15 protein-coding genes are annotated in these 18580 nt (G+C 38.4%); 2 read left to right on the forward strand and 13 right to left on the reverse strand.

What is annotated here, in order from left to right; all coding sequences use genetic code 11:
* Positions 1 to 245: 245 nt before the first annotated feature.
* A complete protein-coding gene (locus tag QWY93_RS15435; protein ID WP_290249292.1) occupies positions 246 to 848 on the forward strand; it encodes a hypothetical protein in 603 nt (200 codons plus the stop codon).
* A 249-nt stretch (positions 849 to 1097) separates the two neighbouring features.
* On the opposite strand, the gene QWY93_RS15440 is transcribed toward QWY93_RS15435, so the two are convergent.
* Both QWY93_RS15440 and QWY93_RS15445 read right to left on the reverse strand, forming a co-directional pair.
* Positions 1098 to 1988 (reverse strand): helix-turn-helix domain-containing protein, encoded by an 891-nt coding sequence (locus tag QWY93_RS15440; protein ID WP_290249293.1) that lies wholly within the window; start codon positions 1986 to 1988, stop codon positions 1098 to 1100.
* A gap of 331 nt (positions 1989 to 2319) precedes the next feature.
* Positions 2320 to 3411, reverse strand: a complete 1092-nt coding sequence (locus QWY93_RS15445) for an alpha/beta fold hydrolase (protein WP_290249294.1) — start codon at positions 3409 to 3411, stop codon at positions 2320 to 2322.
* A 930-nt stretch (positions 3412 to 4341) separates the two neighbouring features.
* On the opposite strand from QWY93_RS15445, the gene QWY93_RS15450 reads away from it, so the two are divergent.
* Positions 4342 to 5088, forward strand: a complete 747-nt coding sequence (locus QWY93_RS15450; RefSeq protein WP_290249295.1) for a ThuA domain-containing protein — start codon at positions 4342 to 4344, stop codon at positions 5086 to 5088.
* A 321-nt stretch (positions 5089 to 5409) separates the two neighbouring features.
* Here QWY93_RS15450 and QWY93_RS15455 read toward each other — a convergent pair whose 3' ends face one another.
* The 11 genes from QWY93_RS15455 to QWY93_RS15505 form a co-directional block, all read right to left on the reverse strand.
* Positions 5410 to 6051, reverse strand: a complete 642-nt coding sequence (locus QWY93_RS15455; protein WP_290249296.1) for a DUF6266 family protein — start codon at positions 6049 to 6051, stop codon at positions 5410 to 5412.
* Between the two features lie 193 nt (positions 6052 to 6244).
* A complete protein-coding gene (locus QWY93_RS15460) occupies positions 6245 to 6907 on the reverse strand; it encodes a DUF6943 family protein (RefSeq protein ID WP_290249297.1) in 663 nt (220 codons plus the stop codon).
* A 353-nt stretch (positions 6908 to 7260) separates the two neighbouring features.
* A complete protein-coding gene (locus QWY93_RS15465) occupies positions 7261 to 7941 on the reverse strand; it encodes a RusA family crossover junction endodeoxyribonuclease (protein ID WP_290249298.1) in 681 nt (226 codons plus the stop codon).
* A 982-nt stretch (positions 7942 to 8923) separates the two neighbouring features.
* On the reverse strand, positions 8924 to 11023 hold the full coding sequence (locus QWY93_RS15470; RefSeq protein WP_290249299.1) for a Piwi domain-containing protein: 2100 nt from the start codon (positions 11021 to 11023) through the stop codon (positions 8924 to 8926).
* Positions 11024 to 11032: 9 nt separating this feature from the next.
* Positions 11033 to 12010, reverse strand: coding sequence for a DUF8743 domain-containing protein (locus QWY93_RS15475; protein WP_290249300.1), 978 nt, complete (start codon positions 12008 to 12010; stop codon positions 11033 to 11035).
* 2 nt (positions 12011 to 12012) lie between these two features.
* Entirely contained in the window at positions 12013 to 12618 is a 606-nt protein-coding gene (locus QWY93_RS15480; RefSeq protein WP_290249301.1) for a retron system putative HNH endonuclease, read from the reverse strand.
* A 3-nt stretch (positions 12619 to 12621) separates the two neighbouring features.
* Positions 12622 to 14112, reverse strand: a complete 1491-nt coding sequence (locus QWY93_RS15485) for an AAA family ATPase (protein ID WP_290249302.1) — start codon at positions 14110 to 14112, stop codon at positions 12622 to 12624.
* The gene (locus QWY93_RS15490; RefSeq protein ID WP_290249303.1) at positions 14109 to 14543 is read right to left on the reverse strand and encodes a hypothetical protein; all 435 of its coding nucleotides are present in this window, start codon (positions 14541 to 14543) and stop codon (positions 14109 to 14111) included. Before QWY93_RS15490 ends, QWY93_RS15485 begins: the two co-directional genes overlap by 4 nt.
* 1 nt (position 14544) lies before the next feature.
* Positions 14545 to 15909 carry a restriction endonuclease subunit S gene (locus QWY93_RS15495; RefSeq protein ID WP_290249304.1) on the reverse strand — a complete coding sequence of 455 codons (1365 nt, stop codon included), beginning with the start codon at positions 15907 to 15909 and terminating at the stop codon, positions 14545 to 14547.
* Positions 15899 to 18232, reverse strand: coding sequence for a type I restriction-modification system subunit M (locus QWY93_RS15500; protein WP_290249305.1), 2334 nt, complete (start codon positions 18230 to 18232; stop codon positions 15899 to 15901). Before QWY93_RS15500 ends, QWY93_RS15495 begins: the two co-directional genes overlap by 11 nt.
* Positions 18233 to 18239: 7 nt before the next feature.
* The gene (locus QWY93_RS15505; protein ID WP_290249306.1) at positions 18240 to 18530 is read right to left on the reverse strand and encodes a helix-turn-helix domain-containing protein; all 291 of its coding nucleotides are present in this window, start codon (positions 18528 to 18530) and stop codon (positions 18240 to 18242) included.
* Between the last annotated feature and the right edge of the window lie 50 nt (positions 18531 to 18580).

Below are 18580 nucleotides of genomic sequence, written 5' to 3' on the forward strand. Positions count from 1 at the left end.
GACAACTCCAAAACAAATTGTTCCGGTGTAAAAATTGAAACTATTTTTTGTGAGGGATAACAATCAGGAAATTTTATGGAATATATTTCAAAATACATTTTAATTAAGTTAAATTACAAATAATGTATTGTAAGTTGGTGTAAGGAATTGTTTTATATTTTGCTCATCAAGGTTACAATTGTATCGGTACCACTAGTAATGGTTTGTTTAAGAAAAATTTTTAGTCAACAATTAAACCTGAGCCTATGTTATTATTAATTAAAAAGTTATGGGCGATGTTATTGGTTATTGCCCTAAGCATCACCTTTGTTAGTTGTATCTCCGAAACTGGTATTGATTCCAAAAATGATCAAATATTCAGGTTAGAGAGTGAAGCGCCCATTCCGTTCGATAATCCATTGGTGAATCTGAGAATGGATCCTGAAATGCTTAAATTGCTTTCCAATTTGCGGAAAGCCACGGCCAAGTATCACCGTTTAGAAGTTGCTGAGGAGAATGGATATGAAATGGGGTCTGAATGTGTTTCTGTTCCTGGCCTTGGAGGAATGGGTTATCACTTTGTGAACTTCCCGGCGATCACTGAGGGATATGATCCTGCCAACCCACAAGCCCTTCTTTATGAAAAAACAGAAAATGGTCATATGCAATTGGTGGCGGTGGAATTTGTTATTGATAAAGCATTTTGGGATGCTGAAAATGATCAACCACCCTTTTTTGGGAGCAGGGAATTTGATTTTGATGATGCTATGGCATTACCCTTCCCCAATTATCAGTTGCATGTCTGGATATGGAAAAATAATCCAGAGGGAATATTCACCCAATTCAACCCAAAAGTTTCCTGTGAGTGATTTTTTTAAGTACTTTACATGAAAAGGTGTAGCCAAGACTACACCTTTTTCTATTTGACGCTATGCTTGAAATTTTCCTTTTTACTGTAAATTGAATTTGTAAAGAAAATAAGGAAAATTTAAAAATTGATTATCCGCTTTTCTGCCAAAAATTTCATTCAGATTTGTTCACCCCATACAGGATTGTGAATTAACAATCTCCTGGGAAATCCTGAGTTTGAATGCCCGGTGCCAATTTTAATTGAATCCTTAAGAATTAAAATATTCTGATCTGCTAAAGAATTTTTTTCTGTATTTGAGAGGGGTTGTTTGATAGACTTGTTTAAATTTCCTTATAAAATGGGAAGAATTTTCAAATCCACTCTCGAAAGTCAACTCGTTAATATTTTTATCTGTAGTTTCCAGAAGATGTCGTGCATGTTCCAGCTTTTTTTGGGTGAGCCATTTACCGGGAGTTGTTTTAAAGGTAGCCATGAAATCCCTTTTAAAAGAAGTTAGGCTACGGCCGCTCAAGCGAGCAAACTCCTCCAACTTCATATTATAAATAAAATTATGCTCCATGATCTCCCGGATAGAGGTTTTATTTTCCTCACATAAAGACATGAGATAATCCGAAAGCAAATCATTACCTCCTGACGAAATAATAATTAAAATTAACTCCTTAAACTTTAGCTTTAACAGGGATGGAGGGGGACTGGCTTTATTTTTAAAGAAAGCGAAAACAGATTGAAAATAAAGATTAAGATTAGGATTTGGCTGTAGGGGAATTATTGAATCTGAAGGCTTTCTCTTATTCCTCTGGTAAGATAATGGGGTGTCGCAATTTTTAATCACATCACTAATAAAATTATCGGGCATAAAAATAATTAGGGAACAAAAGTTCTTGTCAAAAAATTGGTGAACAATATTGGCTCCTTTTTTAACAAATATGGCTTGTCCACTTAAGACTTCATATTTTGAATGGATGGTATGCCATATTTTTTTCCCGCTTACTACGTAAATAAAGTAATTGTGCTCTGACCATATTTTTAATTTAGTTTCATCAACAATGCACTTATATTCCACAAGCAAAAGGTCATCGACTTTAAATTGTTTAAATAAGCTGTTATTGTGAACAAAATCAAGAAGGGAAACTACCATGGCTACATAGCATTTTCGGTTTATTTAAGTTAAAAAATTTTCATGGTTTCTGTAGCAGGTTTTTCAAAATCCTGACTTCAATTTAAGGTTCAACATTTTTTAATTATTTAAATAATAAGTAGGCTGAAAAGTAGGCCTCATTTTCCAAATATTCGAAATATGATTCATCGAAGTTTGCAAAATGACTGGAATGATCAAAGGTGCTCAAGGAGCTCTCTGACCATTCCAGGAGCCCGGACCTTAGAGAAATCCGAAATGTGAGATAAAAAAAAGGTTGGTACAGCAGAATTTCATATTTGCTCATAGGCGTTTCTTTATTAATTGGAAATTACTAATTCCTCAAGGAAAAACTTTTTCCACTGATTTTCTTTTCAATTGGGGTATCCAATATTTCCTTTAAATATTTATCAACCTGCTCGCTGAAAGAGGGTTCGATGCCAAATAATCCTAAATGCCCTGCATAACTATGAATGATCCTCATTTCACTATTAGGAGTTAATTTTTGGTCGGCTTCACAATCGCTGGGTGGATATAACATATCTCCATCAATAGCTAGGATTAAGACCTTTGATTTAATACGCCCGAGTGCTGCGGAAAGATCCCCGTTAGTTATTCGGCTGACATCTCCTTTTTGCCATTTCCAGGCCATACATAGGAGATTGTTAGGATCCATAGGAAGGAAGTACCCCTGTGTAAACCCAACTCTAAATTCTTCTAAAGAAGAAAACCCCAGGTTCTTATATAATTCTTGTTTATAAAACTCAATACTAAAACCCATGACCGACCACAAATCAGCATGATGTTTCAATCCGCGTGAAACCAAATTGGAATCTGTGTAATTTCCTTCGTTCCAGTTAGGATCACTCATTAAGGCATACTTAAGGGTTTCAATAAACAAGAAGTTATGCCGTGTATTTCTGGCTCTTCCCGCAATTGGGACAGCACGTTTAACCATATCCGGATAGCGAACGGCCCATTCCCAGGTTTGTTGGGCGCCCATAGAGCCCCCTACTACCAATGCTAAGGATTCAATGCCGAAAAGTTCGGTCAATAACCTATATTGGGCCCGCACATCATCGGAAATCCTTACCCTTGGAAATTTTGCTCCCTTTAATCCATCCATTGCTGAATGAGGGGAAGTGGAGAGCCCATTACCAATTTGATTGATAATGACAATAAAATATTTAGCAGGGTCAATCGCGCGACCTTCGCCCTGATAAACCTGTTCCATGATCTTACTTGTTCCCGAATACCAGGTAGTAATTAAGATGGCATTATCCTTTCTTGGGTTTAACTTTCCAAATGTGGAATAGGCAATTTGGCAATCATTAATAATGCCTCCTTCTTCCAATTCAAAATCCCCGAGATTATAAACTTGGTAGGGACCATGATTCTCCTGTGAGTAATAACTAATCTTTTCCATGACCTTAATTATTTAGTTAAACAAATTATTTTTACATATTCTTTTTGCTTTACCAAGTCATTGAAATTTCAAGCAAGTGAATTTTTTAGACTTCCTATTAATAAAATTACATCTAAAAGGGGAAGGGAAATGTGCTGCAAAGGCCAAAGAATGTTCTATTATGTTTAAGAAATTTTAAAATGAAAAGGAAGGTGTCGTATTCAGGGAATTCGCTATTAACTTAACAGTAAAATATTATATAAAGTACTGCTTTCATGCTGATCCGCCACGGTGGAAAGGCGTAAGGAACTTGCCCGCGGTGGCGGGGCATCTTTTCGAAATCGTATCGCCAAGATGGATCTAGTTTTCAATATCGATATTGAGTCCTTCAAGATCCCTCCCTTGTCGGATGAAAAAACGCTTTCAGAATGGAGGGGCTTTTTGATCAAGAAACTTCATATCTACATCGTTATTCCCTGTAACGTTTCCTTGGGATAGGAGGAAGGGTTTTCACGGGCTCCAGGTATCGTGGCCGACGAACGGGACCGGGATAAGGTTTCCGGCGAGGTGTTCGTCTTTCTGAACTGCGACCTGATCAAACTTCTTTACTGGGAGAAGTGAACCTTCCTGCCCCCCGGCAATGCTATTTAAACTAAAAAAACTTTAAAATTTCTCGCAAAAGCGTAAGGGTCCAAAGGAAAGAAACTTGGCCTCTTTTGCCTTATGGAGAAACTTTTGTAGTCACTCACTTAATGACATTTGCCCCTTGGGGGCCAAGGGCAACGGCGTGCTGGAGTGGCCCGAACTGGTTTTGATGGTCGAGGGCATCCAGAATATCTTGGAGAACAGGGCACTGATTGCTAAATTACAACCAGCTGAGTAGTTACACAGCTGTAAAACTAATCTTACAGTCTTTTATTTTTAGTTAACAATCTAATCATTTCGACAGGCATGAGATCATTTCCTATTCTATTATTCACCCTCTCCTTTTTTCATAGTGAGGGGCAATCCGTTGATAAAGAAAAGCAGTTGGATGTATTGATTGTGACGGATGACAGAAAATTCAATCGTGAAGCATTTTTTGCCATGTTCGATAGCTTTGACAACATACAATGGTGTGAAATATCTCAGTCTGAAGTCCTGAACCTCTTTGGATCAGACAGTATTAAATACTATGACGCCTTAGTATTTTATGATATGCCCGAAAATGTAGTCCTTTCAGAGGAGCAAAAGGAAAATATGCTAAGATTCTTTGAAGAAGGGGCCTCTGCTGTTTTTCTCCACCATTCTTTGTTATCCTACCGGGAATGGGATAAATTTTCTGATATTATCGGGGGAAGGTATTATAATAAAACTCCGTTAATTACCCCCGATGGCGACACGATTCAATCGGCGTTTCAACATGATGTGCACTATAAAGTCCATATTGCTGATAAGGAGCATCCTGTTACCCGTGGAATGGATGATTTTAAAATACTGGATGAAACCTATAAAAACTATGTTGTCAATAGCGATGTAGAAGTGCTATTAACCACTGATCATCCCTCCAGTGGAACTGTTATAGGTTGGGTCAATACTTATGGCAATTCCCAAATAGTGTACTTGATCAATGGGCATAGTGAATCGGCTTATGACAATCCTGATTACCGTCAGTTGCTTCATAATGCCATCAATTGGGTAGGGTCTGGTAAGAAATAGTTTTTTTTGGCCGTTTTCTTTAAAGATGCTTCTGTTTTCTAGTTCCTGATCCACATCTCTAAATCACGGATACAGAAACCCTGAGCTATTAGATCTTTTGGTTGTCAAAGGTTGAACAGTTACCATTGATGCCATTACTTTCCAATACAAAATATAATGTAGGTTGATTATCAGGTAGTTACGTGCTTATAGGTACAAATAAGCAACAAAAACTATCGCTAAACAGCTAAATAAGGAATAAAGAAAGGAAAAATGGAGTGGAGCGGACATAAAAAAACCGCCTCACAAAGGAAGCGGTTTTTATCGAAAACACCAATCGCTTTACGCAACTGTTACAGAGCCTAAATAAGAGCTGTTAGCAACTTTAGTTCCGTCTTCTGATACAAACCCTAAGAAGACTTCAACGTCTTCTCCTGAGTACTCAGAAGGCACTGGAATGGTTGCTGTACCAACTGATCTTTCTGGTCCAGCAGTTGTGAAAACTGCCTCACCTCTTGTGGTATTCAAAAGAGCAATCAGAGCTTTATCTGTTGCTAATGCACTACCACTTCCTGAATTGTCTGTCCAGGTGGCTTCTACGTTTCCAGCACTTGGAGAAGAAGCGGCACCATTCGCAGCACCCGTCAGGTTGCCTCTTGAAACCAATGCACTTGCATAGTCAACCATGAAGCTGGGGTAAGCTCCTGTAATGGCATTGTTCAGGTTGTATGACATGGCCGCATTGAATTGGGTCATCTTGTTGGCATACTGCTTAAAACCAACTCTAAGGAAGTCTGTCATTGGCTGCAAGAACTTCAATACTGTTGAAAACTTAGAACGCTGGTCAACTTGACCTTCAGTTCTTGGGTTCGCTACACTGGAAGGTTTGATTCTTAGGTAATCGATGCCCTTCCAAGTTCCACCGATTACATTCCCAACCTGTCCTGAGACACCACCGAGAATACCTTGATTAATTTTTCCCATTTTTTTACGATTTATTAAGGGTTAAACATTTGCTTGGACTTGACACGGACTTACCATGGATTTGCCCTTCTCCATCTAAAATACTACAAGAAACAGGCGAAGATTCAGTCTTGGTTGCTGTTGCTTTGGTGTGCTTTATTTTGCCTTTGTTGCCCTGTTCTTATGTCAAATCAAGGAGTTATCCTGTCTCTGATTATTTCATTAGGTTATGGAATATTGACTGCCTCGCAGTATCTATCATTTTTAAGGTGAGCTTGAGTTTTTGCTCGTTGACATCCAATAGTTTTAGTGCCTGAATCGACTTATCAAATGCCTTCTCTTTGGTGCTTGCTTTGACTTCACTATCTCTTATGACCTTTCGGATCTCGTCAATTGTTATAAATGGAATCACTGACCCTTTCAAATAGAAATGGAATGATTTAGACCTCCACAATCCGAAACATAACCAGTATAAAAATTCCCTGTCTGCTTCATTTTCTACAATACACACAAAACAATTCGGGCAGGGTGTATTGAGTGGTTTACCACTATTCAATCCTTTATTCAGGATAAAGAAGTGGGCTTTGGTGTAGGTGTTTTCTGGTCTGTGAGTTTTCAATCGAAACGTTTTCATATAGCAAGCCATTAAAGTTTTGCTCGCTACGCTCCGCACAGACATTTTCAAAAGAGAAAAGAAAAAAGGGAAAAAAAGAAAAGAGAAAGCTTTGATAAAGGTGGGTGGTGGAGGGTTGACAAGGTTTTTGGGAAAAATACTACCCAGAGGGTGGAGATTTTTATCAAAACCCGTAGGGCTTGACCTTGACAAACCGCTTGTGCGTTGGGCTTGTGGGAACCCACCTAATTTTGCTTGTCTCATTTTTTTTATTGTCTTCAAGACTATCTTTTCGGAAAGGACAAAAAAAGCCACCCTAAAAGGGCAGCTCTGAGAAACTAAGCTCTAACCAAAAGAGCCGAATAGTGTAATCAACAACACCACACCGAACAATGCCCATAAAGAATGGACGACCTGAAGTACGAACGCCCGCCAATAGCCACCTGCTACCGAAACGAACTCTAAATAATAACTTAAACATAGTGCCTCATCACAGGACGGTGTGATTGTGGCAAGGGCAGTGAAGAAAAAATACTACCCGTAGGTGTGGAGATTTTTTTGAAACTGGCGTAGCGAACCCTTGCAAACGCTCACATCCGCATGCCTGTAACTTTGTGCTATGTTGTTGTTTTTATTTTTTCAATCAAATCATCTACCGTAAACACTGGATAGTCATTTAATTTATTCTTGTGGAAGAATCTTTGAATTGGAAGAATCATTCGAGAACTATAGTAATCCATTCCCATTTCATCAAACTGATTTCGTTGGTCAATCATAGTTTTCCAGTGATTCAAAATAATGATATTGGCTTCTTTGGAGGTTTGAATATTAAATGGTAGACATAGTTTTTTATCAACCTCTACCAATACTAAGTCTGATTTAAAAACATAATCGTCTGGTGCGTATTTGATAGTCACGATCAATTTGTGTTCTCTTTTTGTCCAGTCTATCCAATGAGATCCTATGTACTGAACTTGTGTATCGTCAATTAGTAGTCCGGAATTACCACACAATGAATCCAGTAGTGGCTTTATAATGTTATCTATGTCTGGGGCTTTATGGTATTCATACCTGTATTGTTGATGAACTAACCACTGTATTTCTACCTGTACATCACCACTTAATAAAAATTGGTACTTACTGCAAACTTTTTTTATTGCTGTTCTGAGTTTAGCTTTTTGCTTTGAACTTGCACCTTGTGAAATAGGCTCTAACTCTAATTCAAACTGAATTTCACCAAAAGGAGATGGAACTTCCCCTAATTCAACTTTTTCTAAATCTGCTTCTAATGAATCCATATAATAAAGATACTGATTACTTCTAACTGAGTTGCATTTGCTGTGCGAAACGCAGGTAAACTAAGGCGTAGCCATTTATGCGAGCCGCCTGCGAGTGGAGCAAGGGTGGTGGCTGCAAAAGCCCGAAGAATGAGGGCGGCAGACACCTACCGTTTACGGCAGGGCTGGCGTGATTTTTTGCTTTAAGGTCGGGAAAGGCAAGGGTAGCGATTGAACGGAACGAAACGATTTGTTGGGTGGAATGGAGCAATTACTGGCTGTTATTAGTGTTGAAGTATTTGACATCATAAGCAATCCACCAAATACTAATTGAAGGCATAACAGACGGATTGCGAAATGGAACTGTGTCGGCTCGTGTAGTGAAGAGAATGAGCTACTCTTGCGTGTGGTGCTGAAAGTGGCTGAATGAAAGGAAAGAGGAACGAAAGACTGGAATGAAGCTACTGTAGGCACTGGACTAATTGCAAAAAGCATGACAGCCCGATCAGCCCGCAGCGACCCGCAGGCGAGCAAAAACACATGTAGCGACAGACCCCCAGTTTTATTCTTCTGTGAGTACAGCGAACACCTTATTGGGGTTTGGGGGGATGAAGTAGCTGCAAGTGAGGATTGAGAGTAGTGTGTGAAGCAAAACAAGTGAACGGCAGGTGGTGAGCACCTACTGGAGCACAAACCACCTGGTAAGTGAACGGTATATGCAAGGGCGACCGTAGGGAGTTTATTTTACCCTTGCAGATATGTTTTTGCGGAACAAAACGGAACGATTGACGAACACCGCTTTACCTGCGTTGGGGGGTGCGTTGGGAAAGGCAAGTGTGGCACGGTATGGAATGCAGCTTTGCGGAATGGAATAACGGGCTACTCTTGCTGTGCGGTGCAGGAAGTGGGTGAATGAAAAGAGTGAGGCACGAACGAATGCAATGAACCTACTGGAAGCACATGGGTGTGGGTAGGCTATTGTTTGTTGGATCTCCTTATTGATTTACAAAAACCAAAGATTGTCTTTGCCATATTCTGGGATTTCGTTCCCTTCAAAATAGGGTAACATTTCTGCAACCATTTCAGGGTATTTGATTGTAACAGGTAGGTTCTGTTGTCTTACCGATTTCCAGTACATTCTGCTGAACTGATAAACCTGATCAATCAAGTCTTTGACGGTTCTGTAGTCATTTACCAATTCTGGTACGGTACATTCAATTTTTAGCTTGATTGGAAATGAGAAACCATCATTGAAGTTGAACTCTGATTTTGAGTATCTGGTATTGTTGAACAGTAAGAACCGATTGTAGCCCAATTTGATAAATGTGCCACTAATCGGCATGAGCTCATTCCAGTCCTGATCAAATGCCACAATATCAGACGATTCAGTTTTGTTGATTGATACAATGAACACAGGTATTTCTAAATCAAGCTCTTTCAACCCGTTCTCTATAGGCTCAATTTCTTCTCTGCTCATGCTCTTAAAGAAATGGATTACCAGCCGTCTGATATTGGAATTGATATTGACATAATCTTTAACTGCCCGAATGATCGAACCTGCCAATTCATCTGTCTGATCTTTTTGAAAACACTCAAACCGATTGAATTTGCCTGTATTTGAGAAGCTAAACGCACTTCCTATGTATTGTACATCTACATCTGTATGCTTGAATGCTCCAACGCCTACTATCAATTCACTTTTGAGCTTAGTACTCAATTTCCAAGGTGTACCGTTGAGCTTTGCCAGAATGGCAATAGCGATATTGGGTAGGCTAAAGTGATACTTGGCGTTTGACAAGACTTTCTCTGGATCAATTACCTGAGAGGATACCCCTTTCTGCAATAACAGTTCTTTGAGTTTAAAATAAACCTGTCGTCTTGATCTGTCTGATACATGCTTGGAGATTGGAGTAATGTAGATGGCTAAATACTGAATGTCTGTATCAAAGTCCTGATCAATGATAGCCTGATAGATTTCTGGCCATGGGTTCTCTCTATCTTTGAAGATTATTGCATGTTCTTTATTGGGCTGATATGGAAGGTGAACAAACTTTTCAAGTCCTTTGAAACCTGATTGAGTGCCATTGAAATATCGGTGCATTTTGGCACCAACTTCCTGATCGTCTTCATGCAGGATGAAAAAGAAATTGATTTTGACTGCCGTACTTAAATCGAATGGCCCATTGTCTCTAATCCCGTACATTGGGATTTTACCTGTCTGTTTTTTGCCAAATACGAGTTGATTACTGCTCTTATAGACTTCTCCAATTCTCTTTTTATCTACAGAGATGAAACCATTAGCATCTATCGGAATAATGCTTTTGAACTCATCCGTATTCAGGTAGTTCCTGTGAAACTTATCAATGGCTGTTTTGAACTTCTTGTATCGGTTTGACTTGTCGGGTGCTTCTGTTTCCTGGAGTAGGGCATCTCTTATGTCAAAATTCCAAACAGGATATACCTTGTCGTATTCTCTTCGTCCATCATCTGGCAACTCATCAAATCGGTAAAGTCCTTTATTGTAAACTACCCAATTGAATGCCTGAATAGGTACTTCTTCTAAAAATTCTGAGACGGAAGTCTTGAATATTTTGGATTTCCCCTCAAATGCTACCAATAGCTCTAAACTTCCTGAAACGCTTTTGAACTGTACTTTGAGAGAGAAGCGATCAAAGATTTTGTAAACTCCTGTGGTGTCCTGCTTGTCACTTGCCAACCAAACTTCTGTATCACTTATGAAGTTGGGCTTTACCAGGAATCCTTTTGATTTGAAATGATTATGAATTAGAGAGTTGTAATGGCGTTTTAGTACTGATGATGAAAAAGTAGAGTTGTCTACTGGTATGCTTTTTTCTTCTCCATCTTCAGTAACTATGGTTTGATATTCTGGTGACGTGGGTTTGAGTACTGCTAAAAAATCAGGTCTTTCCTCTGTAAATGAAGTGTAGTAATGCTCTTGCTCTCCATACTTTTCAATCACTTCTTTGGGAACTAAGGTTTTGTGAATCCTTGTAAGATTCTCTTGCTCCTGATCCGTGAAGAAGAAGACTTGTTCTTCTTGTGGATGATTGAATGTAAGTATGTTGAATGAGAGGTTGGACATCACATAAGATTAAAATACTTGAGATAGTTTTTTTGCTTTCAATATTTTGTCGATGGCTGTATATCTGGGTGCTTGCGGAGCAAGTCCCTTTTTATCTTTATCAAGTGGGATTGGATTAATCGGAAAGGCATTATCCTTGAAATGTAGGATGTACTTATTGGTATCTTTCCACTTTTCAATAGATGCTACCTCTGCATAATGCGTGATGGCAGAAATTGGTGCTACCTGATAAGCTGCTATATATTTGATCTTGTCAAGCATAGAGGCGTTTATACGAATTGCATACCAGCAATTATTGTTTAGAAATTCCTGTTCAAATCCTTCTTCACGAGCTGCCACAACCACGGTATTTAATTCATCAGGTTTGAGGTTGGTTTTTGGTGACTCTGACAATTCCCTTATTTCTGCATTGAAGGGGGTGAATTTGTGAATGACCTCTTCTTGATTTTTGAAGGTTTGGAACTCGATAATATCCGTATCCATTGTCAATTGACTCAAGACATTCTCAAGTTCTGGTGTGCTTTGATCGATTACTACAATTGCAGCAACAGGCTTTTCAAAAATGATGCTTTCCAGAAAGTCATCAATGTTTCTATAACCAGCTTTTACTAATCCAGTTTCAATCTGAGACAGACTAACTGTATCGGTTATTAAGTGATCCAATAGAAATGCCTTTATCTTTCTGCCACTGGCTTTGTAAGAAATAGCAAATTTGAGAAGCTGTGAACCTATATGCTTGTAAGGGTCATGACTTGAAAGTTCATTTTCTATGATGTAAAGCCTTGGTTCTGCCTCAAATGAAAAGTCTATCAGGTAGCCATCTGGGATGGTGATAATACTGTCTCCAATTCTCTTTTTAATGTCAATGTAAATACTCTTACTACCAAAAATATGACTTGCCTCCTGAACTATCACTTGTTCAAATTCCTGCTCTTTGCCATACTCATAATAGCTATAGGTTTTACCTCCATGTACTAGTCTTTCCATAATTAGTTGGCACTTAATTTTTTTCTTAATAACCACAATACCGCATTGCAGTATGGATTGAATTTTCCCGCATCATTTTTACTATTAAATTTTGAAATCTGCTTTTCTATAACAGCCTTGCTATATCCCAATTTCTTCAATGCAATTGCAGCTGCCTCCATGGTGGACTTTCTGTTTAACCGTAAAACAGGATTATTGAGATTCAAAGTGTTTTCAATATCTGTTCTATATTCTGCTGGGTAAGTCAAATGACCGCTCAATTTATAGCTTACTATCAGCTCGCAGTTATTTTTAGGATCTGCCGGATGTATCGATAATTCGGTTTTATCTTTTTTAGTATCACAGTGTTTGTCAGAACAGAAATTGCCTTTGCAAGCAGCAAACAAATTGGTGAAGTCCAATTTCAAATTGGGGTACTTTCCACGAGGCTTATAATGTTCAACCTTCATATTACTCTCTTTTATTCCACTCATGCAGTAACAGCAGATATAACCCTGTTCTTGAAGTAATGCCTCTTTCAGTTCTGGAATGGCATCAAAATCGACTCCTGGAGTCTCCCTATGTGCTTTCCAAGCTGCTGGCTCCTTTCCCTTTTCAATGAACTTCATTTACTATTCACCTTTAAAAAATGCCAACATTGTCTCAGCTCTTGTCAATTCTGGATCGTCCTTATGTTTTTCCTTTAACTCCATCAGTTTTTCCTGTGCCTTATCAAAGCTTTCACTATCAATCAATTCAAACAGAATGTCAAACTCTTCTTGTACCTCTGGTACACGTTCATTACCTCCCATTATAGTGGATAAATTGAACCCATATTCTCTTCCATAATAACCCTTATCAATCTTCAGTGCCTTGCCTTCTCGCATTTTGAATAAATCTCCAGTTGAGAGATTTGATAACATAATAGTGGAATGGGATGCAATGATAAATTGTGGGGGTGGTGTGGCCATTTCATCATAGAGATTTATGATTTCGTAAACTCCCTTTAGGAAACTACTTTGCCACTGAGGATGTAAGTACGTGTCTGGTTCATCAAATAAAAGGAGTGTATTCTCTTCTATTAGCAGTTCATTGATGGCTTTAATAGTAATTAATTGCTGCTGTCCTTCACTTAGATCATGATGTGAAATTGACGTTTCTCCGAGATCCATAAAAATCTGAATCCCACCAAGCATGTCAGAAGCATGAAGTATATGAAGAAGGTAGAATAACTTCTTTTCTTCTCCATAAAACTCCCTTAATGCATACCAATCATGTGCATGGAAATTGAACAAGATTTGATCTTCATCCATGTAGTTTGCTGTTTCATTGTAAGCAAACCTCCTAACCACATCTAAGAAGCCTTTTAGGAGTCCTCTTGCTCCCCAAAATTTATCAGCTCCAACCCCTGATTTCCATTGTCTTTTTTTGACAAACAAAGCGAGTGGGTTTTGATCAGGTTTGGTAATTTTAAGATCCTCAACAAAGAAGCGATCTACACGGTCATTGAACTCAAAAGCATATAGTGAAGCAAGCAAGATTTCAAAATGATGTTTTTCTACATACATTAATGGTAGAGAGCCTATTCTTGAATATAGTTCGTCAGATGAAGTAGTAATATCTGACTCTGTTTTCACCTCTAGCAGTCTTTCCTTATAAATCTTTTCATGCTCACTACAAATAAATTCCATTGACTCAAACCAACCTGCATAGTAAATTACCAGATTAGACGGCAATAACTTTTCCATTGAATGCCTTTTGATTAGATCATCAATACTGTAAGTGTTATTATCGGTTTCGATAGACCAGTATTTTTTATCTTCTCTGCTGCCTTTCAAGGTAACACCGATGTAATCGGTAGATGTTTCGCTAAAGGTGCTGGATTCGGACAATACTTTTTCTATTCTGAGTTCGTAGGTGATTTCAAACTCAAATGGTGGATTTTCTTGTTTCTCTTCAACATAAGTGAGGTGTGCCGAGCGAAATATCCATGCTATGGCCTCCATAAGAGTGGATTTACCTGAACCGTTTTTACCTATAAATAGCGAAACAGGCTCATTAAAGTCAATGGTAAAATCCTTTAATGATTTGAAATCCTTGATATGTAAATGGTGTATCCTCATAATTGTCCATTCATAATGAGTTTGATTAGCTCAAGAATTTCATTTGCCGAAATCAGATTGAGTTGGTCTTGATTCTTTTGCCATGAACGGTGGTTGGCAGTCCAGATAATCTCATATTGGTGATTGCGGTGTAGGTCTGCTACAGCATCCCGCGTCATACCAGAAGTACGGCAAACACATATGATAATATCACAATTTGCAGCAACAAAGTCAGCCAAACTTCTGGGCTGTCGGCTATTAGGGTCACCTTGGCTTTCAATCCCAATTTTTACCCCATTGATTTCGATGATGTAGGTAATATCTCCTCCATCATTTATGATTTGGAGCGTATGATTAGGAAAGGCATTCATCAGCTGGCTAGCTACCTCTCTTATCGTTGCAGATTTACCTCGTCCTGCTTGTCCGTATATGGCAATGGCTGTTTTATTCATATTAATCTATATTGAATATTGCTGATTCAAATTGAATTTTAGTCTGTGAATTAATGCTCTCAATTTCGTTTTCCAGTTCGTTTATCTTGCTTTTGATGGAGTTTATGTCATTCAAGATTTTGACCTGTTCATCAATGCTTGGAATGGGTACCAAATAGTTAGCCACTTTAGATGCATTTAGATTTGGCTGAGCACTTCCAGATGCTAGTAATTTGAAGTTCTCAATTTGGCTGATAAGATAAATCCAAAGAAAATCTGTCAATATCATGTCGGAATTAATGTCATGCAATACTGCACATGCCTGATTCGTGGTTGCATCAATTCCTAATTTTGCACTTCTACCTGCTGTAGCCCCATACATGGCCACAATTAGGCTTCCCTTAGGGTATAATTTTGCACTAGATCTTTGAAGCCCCAGTTCTGTTATATATTCTTCTGTTTCAGTAATGATATTTTCACGAACTTCACCTGTTTTTATCCATGGTATTTTACCCCCATAGTATTTTTTATTGGATCGACTAGGTGTACCACCGCTACTAATTTTACATAAGGCATTAATGGGTAAGGTCCGGTACTTTAAGTTGGAATAAAAACTCCTCATTCTGGCCATAGGACTATTTATTCCCCACTCAGATAAACTTGAGAAGCTTACTACATTGAATCTTTTAGTTGGCTCTTGTAAAGTGTAACTCGTGATTCCAATTTTTCTATTCAGATATAAGTCTATCTCATTTCTTTGAATATTTAACTTAGAACGTAGCTGCCTTTCTTTTTCAATATTGTCTTTATACTGTTGAACAATTTTCGCTTGTAAATCAATCTTAGGCACTGGAATCCTAAACTCTAGAAAGGCTTTTTCATCTACTCTCTGGCGGCCTGTAGTACCGGAACTAGCTCGTTGGCATAGATCCGCAAAGTGTTTTGTGCCAGTGATCAGATTGAAAAACTCAGGAAGAATTTTTTCAATATTAATGTTATAGCTCAAGAAGTCCTGAGTAGTAATAGCACCTTCAAGCTCCGCTGGCACAATACCAAAAGCACCATTACGAGCATCTATTTTGCTCATAATGAATTGTCCTTCGGAAATGCGGAATTGGTTTTTTGTGCCAATGTTTTTACCTAAGATCAATTCACTGCCTCGCTGCACTACACCTTTGCCGTAAAGCTTGATGGTTACCTGCTTGTATGCCTTGTCATCTTCTAGTATTTCTTTGTCCCGATTACGGAGTATCAAACTACCAATAGATTCCAGCTTAAACCCATCTTTATAGAGTACTGTATCGCTTAGTATAGCACCAGCACTCCAATTGGATAAAGTCTTGAAGCGAACCTCATTGAGATATTTGAATGCGGTATCAGTCTGCATATGCTCCGTAGAATATTTCTGGTTCACTTACTGCCGTCCCGTCAATCAACTGTAGTCGGGAGATATTGCCTTCTTCGTCTACAGGGTATTGGGTCTCTTTCTTTGGTTCAGCCCATAGGTTGGCTTTCTTTCTATATTCTCGAAATTCAATGGCCACATCTTCCAATTCATTTTCGCAGGGAGCCCCTGTACTGGAAATACCTGCTTTTTCCACTTCGATCACTGGGATAGGATAGTCGAAACGCTCTTTAATTAATGGTTTGATTTCAGCAGTTATCAAGTCTTCTACTTGTTTTACATCCTCAGCGTATTTTTTCTTTAGTTCTCTAAGCTCTTTACTTGCCTTGCCTTCTTTAAGCTTCTTTTCTGCTTTTTTGAAGGTGGCTTTTAGTTCATCCAATTTAGGCTGGTGTTTATCCCTTATTTCTTTGGTGGTGTCTTCTGTGATTTTCAAGTAGGTAGCTTGATCTTCTTCACTGAATTTTTTAAGGAATAGTAAACTAGGCTTCACAGTAGCTCCAGACGCAATGAAAACATCTTGAGGTATGGATGTAATATTGATTAATTTAGCTTTGCCTTCAATGTATTCTCGGATCTTTTGCAGGGCACTATTATTTAATACACCCTCTGGTAATACAATTCCCATTCTACCACCTGGTTTCAAGAGATTGAGACATCTTTCCATAAATAGTACTTCTGTTAGTCCACTCCATGCCCCAACATCAAAAATATCTAACAACGCCTTTCCACGGCTTTTGCCGTGACCGTTATCGTGTGTTGCCCAATCCTGAATCTGTTTTACTACAGTTTGTCTGTAATCAGTGCCATATCGCTGTTCATAGAATTTTATTTTCTCCTCATTAGGAACATCCGAAGGAGTGACTTTTAATGTTTTATTCACTCTTGAACCGAATGGAGGATTGGTTAGTATTACGTCAAATCGACCGTCAAATATGCCATTGACATTGAGCAATCCATCATGATGATGAACGCCTCCATGACCGTCACCATGCATGATCATATTCATTTTGGCCGTTCTTGCCATTCTAGGGTTGGCATCCGTACCAAAAATGCAGTCATACGAAAGGGTTTTGAGCCTGCCTTTCGGATTGTGTATGTCCAGTTCAAAATTGAGCTTGACAAAAAGTTCATCTACTTGTTTTGCTAAAGCCTCTTGTTTCTTTTCAGATAATTTCTCGTAATCCTGCCCGAAATAAAGCTCTTTGATTTTCTCTTTTTGTTTTTGAACATCTCTTTCAATCTTGTCTCTTACATACTCAAAAGCTTTAATCAGAAACCCACCACTACCGCAGCATGGGTCACAGATTACGTCACCTTCTTCCGGGTCAATTACATCTACCATATAGTCCACTATGGTACGCGGGGTGAAAAACTGCCCTAATTCTCCTCTGAATGTCCTTCCCAAAAATTCTTCAAAGGCAATACCTTTTATATCATCAGAAGTATCGGAGAGATTGTATTTCTCTAGTTCCTTTACGATTTGCAGAAAGCTGGTCTCCCGAATCTTAATACTATCGTTTGGGTCGAAGATTTCATCAGTTCTGAAAACCTCTTTGGTCTTTTCAAAAAAGTGCTGGTAGAAGGGCAATGAATCCTTTCCTGTTATTTTTTCATAAGCTGATTTTAGATCCTCAAATTCTTTTCGGGAGAAAAGTGCTTTTGTTTTAGCTTGTTCCCTTTCATAACGAATCTTCATAAAGAGGATCTTGCTGATTTCATCAAAAGCAGCTTCTGGAGATAGTTTGTCATTATTACGGATGATGTTATGACACTTGAAAAGTAGTTTACTAAACTCATCTCTAGTAAATGCCTTTGTCTTGGTTAATAGCTCTTCGATTTTCTTCTTATCAAAGAGTTCCTTTGCATTTGGGATTTCAACAACCTCTTCGAGCTTCTTAGGCATTTTGCCTTTTACCACTCTAAAAAACTTGGTATCTTTTAGGTTAGTAGTTACAAAAAAGTCAGCACCAGCCCAAGAGGCATAGTTGTAACCTTGGTAGTAGTCTTCCTCATGTATTGTTATTTGTTCTGCCTTACACTCGATAACTATAACAGGGCTGTTATCTGTATTCCTGTCTTCTTGACTCTTCCAAATAACAATATCTGCTCTTGCTTTTCCCTGACCTCTTTTTGAGTTGTTTACTTTCACTTCCTGAGCCATCTGGTCAAGTGAAAAGCCATATTTCTCAACCAAATGAACAATGTATTCTTGCCTTACTTCTTCTTCTGGTGTACAAATCAACTCTTTGCCAAGTAGAGGGGCAAAAATCTTGTTTCCGTTTTTTTTGATTTCTAATACCATTGTCCAATTATTTCGATTTCTTTTTCAATTCCTCTTCAGCATGTTTGATAGCCGCCAATGCGGTAGATTCATTACCTACATTTTCAATTATCTTATCAGACAGCCAAATAGTCAATAATTCCTCTTCGTTTGCACCAAGCAATTGAGCCAAAGCCGTTACTTGCTCTCTCTTTGCTTTTCTGTCTCCTCTTTCAATCTTGCTATACATTGGAGTATCAATTTCAAGGCTTGCAGCTAATTGTCGCTGTAAAAGCTCTTTCTCTTCTCTCAATTGCTTGATCTTTTCACCAAATTGCATGACCTGTTATTTTATGACTTGTCAATATTTGGCTAATATAAGAAAAAATA

It is taken from the genome of Echinicola jeungdonensis (genome assembly GCF_030409905.1).
GTDB lineage: Bacteria > Bacteroidota > Bacteroidia > Cytophagales > Cyclobacteriaceae > Echinicola > Echinicola jeungdonensis.

Coding starts and splice junctions, on each gene's coding strand:
- QWY93_RS15480 (WP_290249301.1), bottom strand. CDS start 12,618: ATGAAGTTCATTGAAAAGGGAAAGGAGCCAGCAGCTTGGAAAGCACAT.
- QWY93_RS15450 (WP_290249295.1), top strand. CDS start 4,342: ATGAGATCATTTCCTATTCTATTATTCACCCTCTCCTTTTTTCATAGT.
- QWY93_RS15485 (WP_290249302.1), bottom strand. CDS start 14,112: ATGAGGATACACCATTTACATATCAAGGATTTCAAATCATTAAAGGAT.
- QWY93_RS15495 (WP_290249304.1), bottom strand. CDS start 15,909: ATGCAGACTGATACCGCATTCAAATATCTCAATGAGGTTCGCTTCAAG.
- QWY93_RS15440 (WP_290249293.1), bottom strand. CDS start 1,988: ATGGTAGTTTCCCTTCTTGATTTTGTTCACAATAACAGCTTATTTAAA.
- QWY93_RS15465 (WP_290249298.1), bottom strand. CDS start 7,941: ATGGATTCATTAGAAGCAGATTTAGAAAAAGTTGAATTAGGGGAAGTT.
- QWY93_RS15455 (WP_290249296.1), bottom strand. CDS start 6,051: ATGGGAAAAATTAATCAAGGTATTCTCGGTGGTGTCTCAGGACAGGTT.
- QWY93_RS15490 (WP_290249303.1), bottom strand. CDS start 14,543: ATGAATAAAACAGCCATTGCCATATACGGACAAGCAGGACGAGGTAAA.
- QWY93_RS15435 (WP_290249292.1), top strand. CDS start 246: ATGTTATTATTAATTAAAAAGTTATGGGCGATGTTATTGGTTATTGCC.
- QWY93_RS15470 (WP_290249299.1), bottom strand. CDS start 11,023: ATGTCCAACCTCTCATTCAACATACTTACATTCAATCATCCACAAGAA.
- QWY93_RS15475 (WP_290249300.1), bottom strand. CDS start 12,010: ATGGAAAGACTAGTACATGGAGGTAAAACCTATAGCTATTATGAGTAT.
- QWY93_RS15445 (WP_290249294.1), bottom strand. CDS start 3,411: ATGGAAAAGATTAGTTATTACTCACAGGAGAATCATGGTCCCTACCAA.
- QWY93_RS15500 (WP_290249305.1), bottom strand. CDS start 18,232: ATGGTATTAGAAATCAAAAAAAACGGAAACAAGATTTTTGCCCCTCTA.
- QWY93_RS15460 (WP_290249297.1), bottom strand. CDS start 6,907: ATGAGACAAGCAAAATTAGGTGGGTTCCCACAAGCCCAACGCACAAGC.
- QWY93_RS15505 (WP_290249306.1), bottom strand. CDS start 18,530: ATGCAATTTGGTGAAAAGATCAAGCAATTGAGAGAAGAGAAAGAGCTT.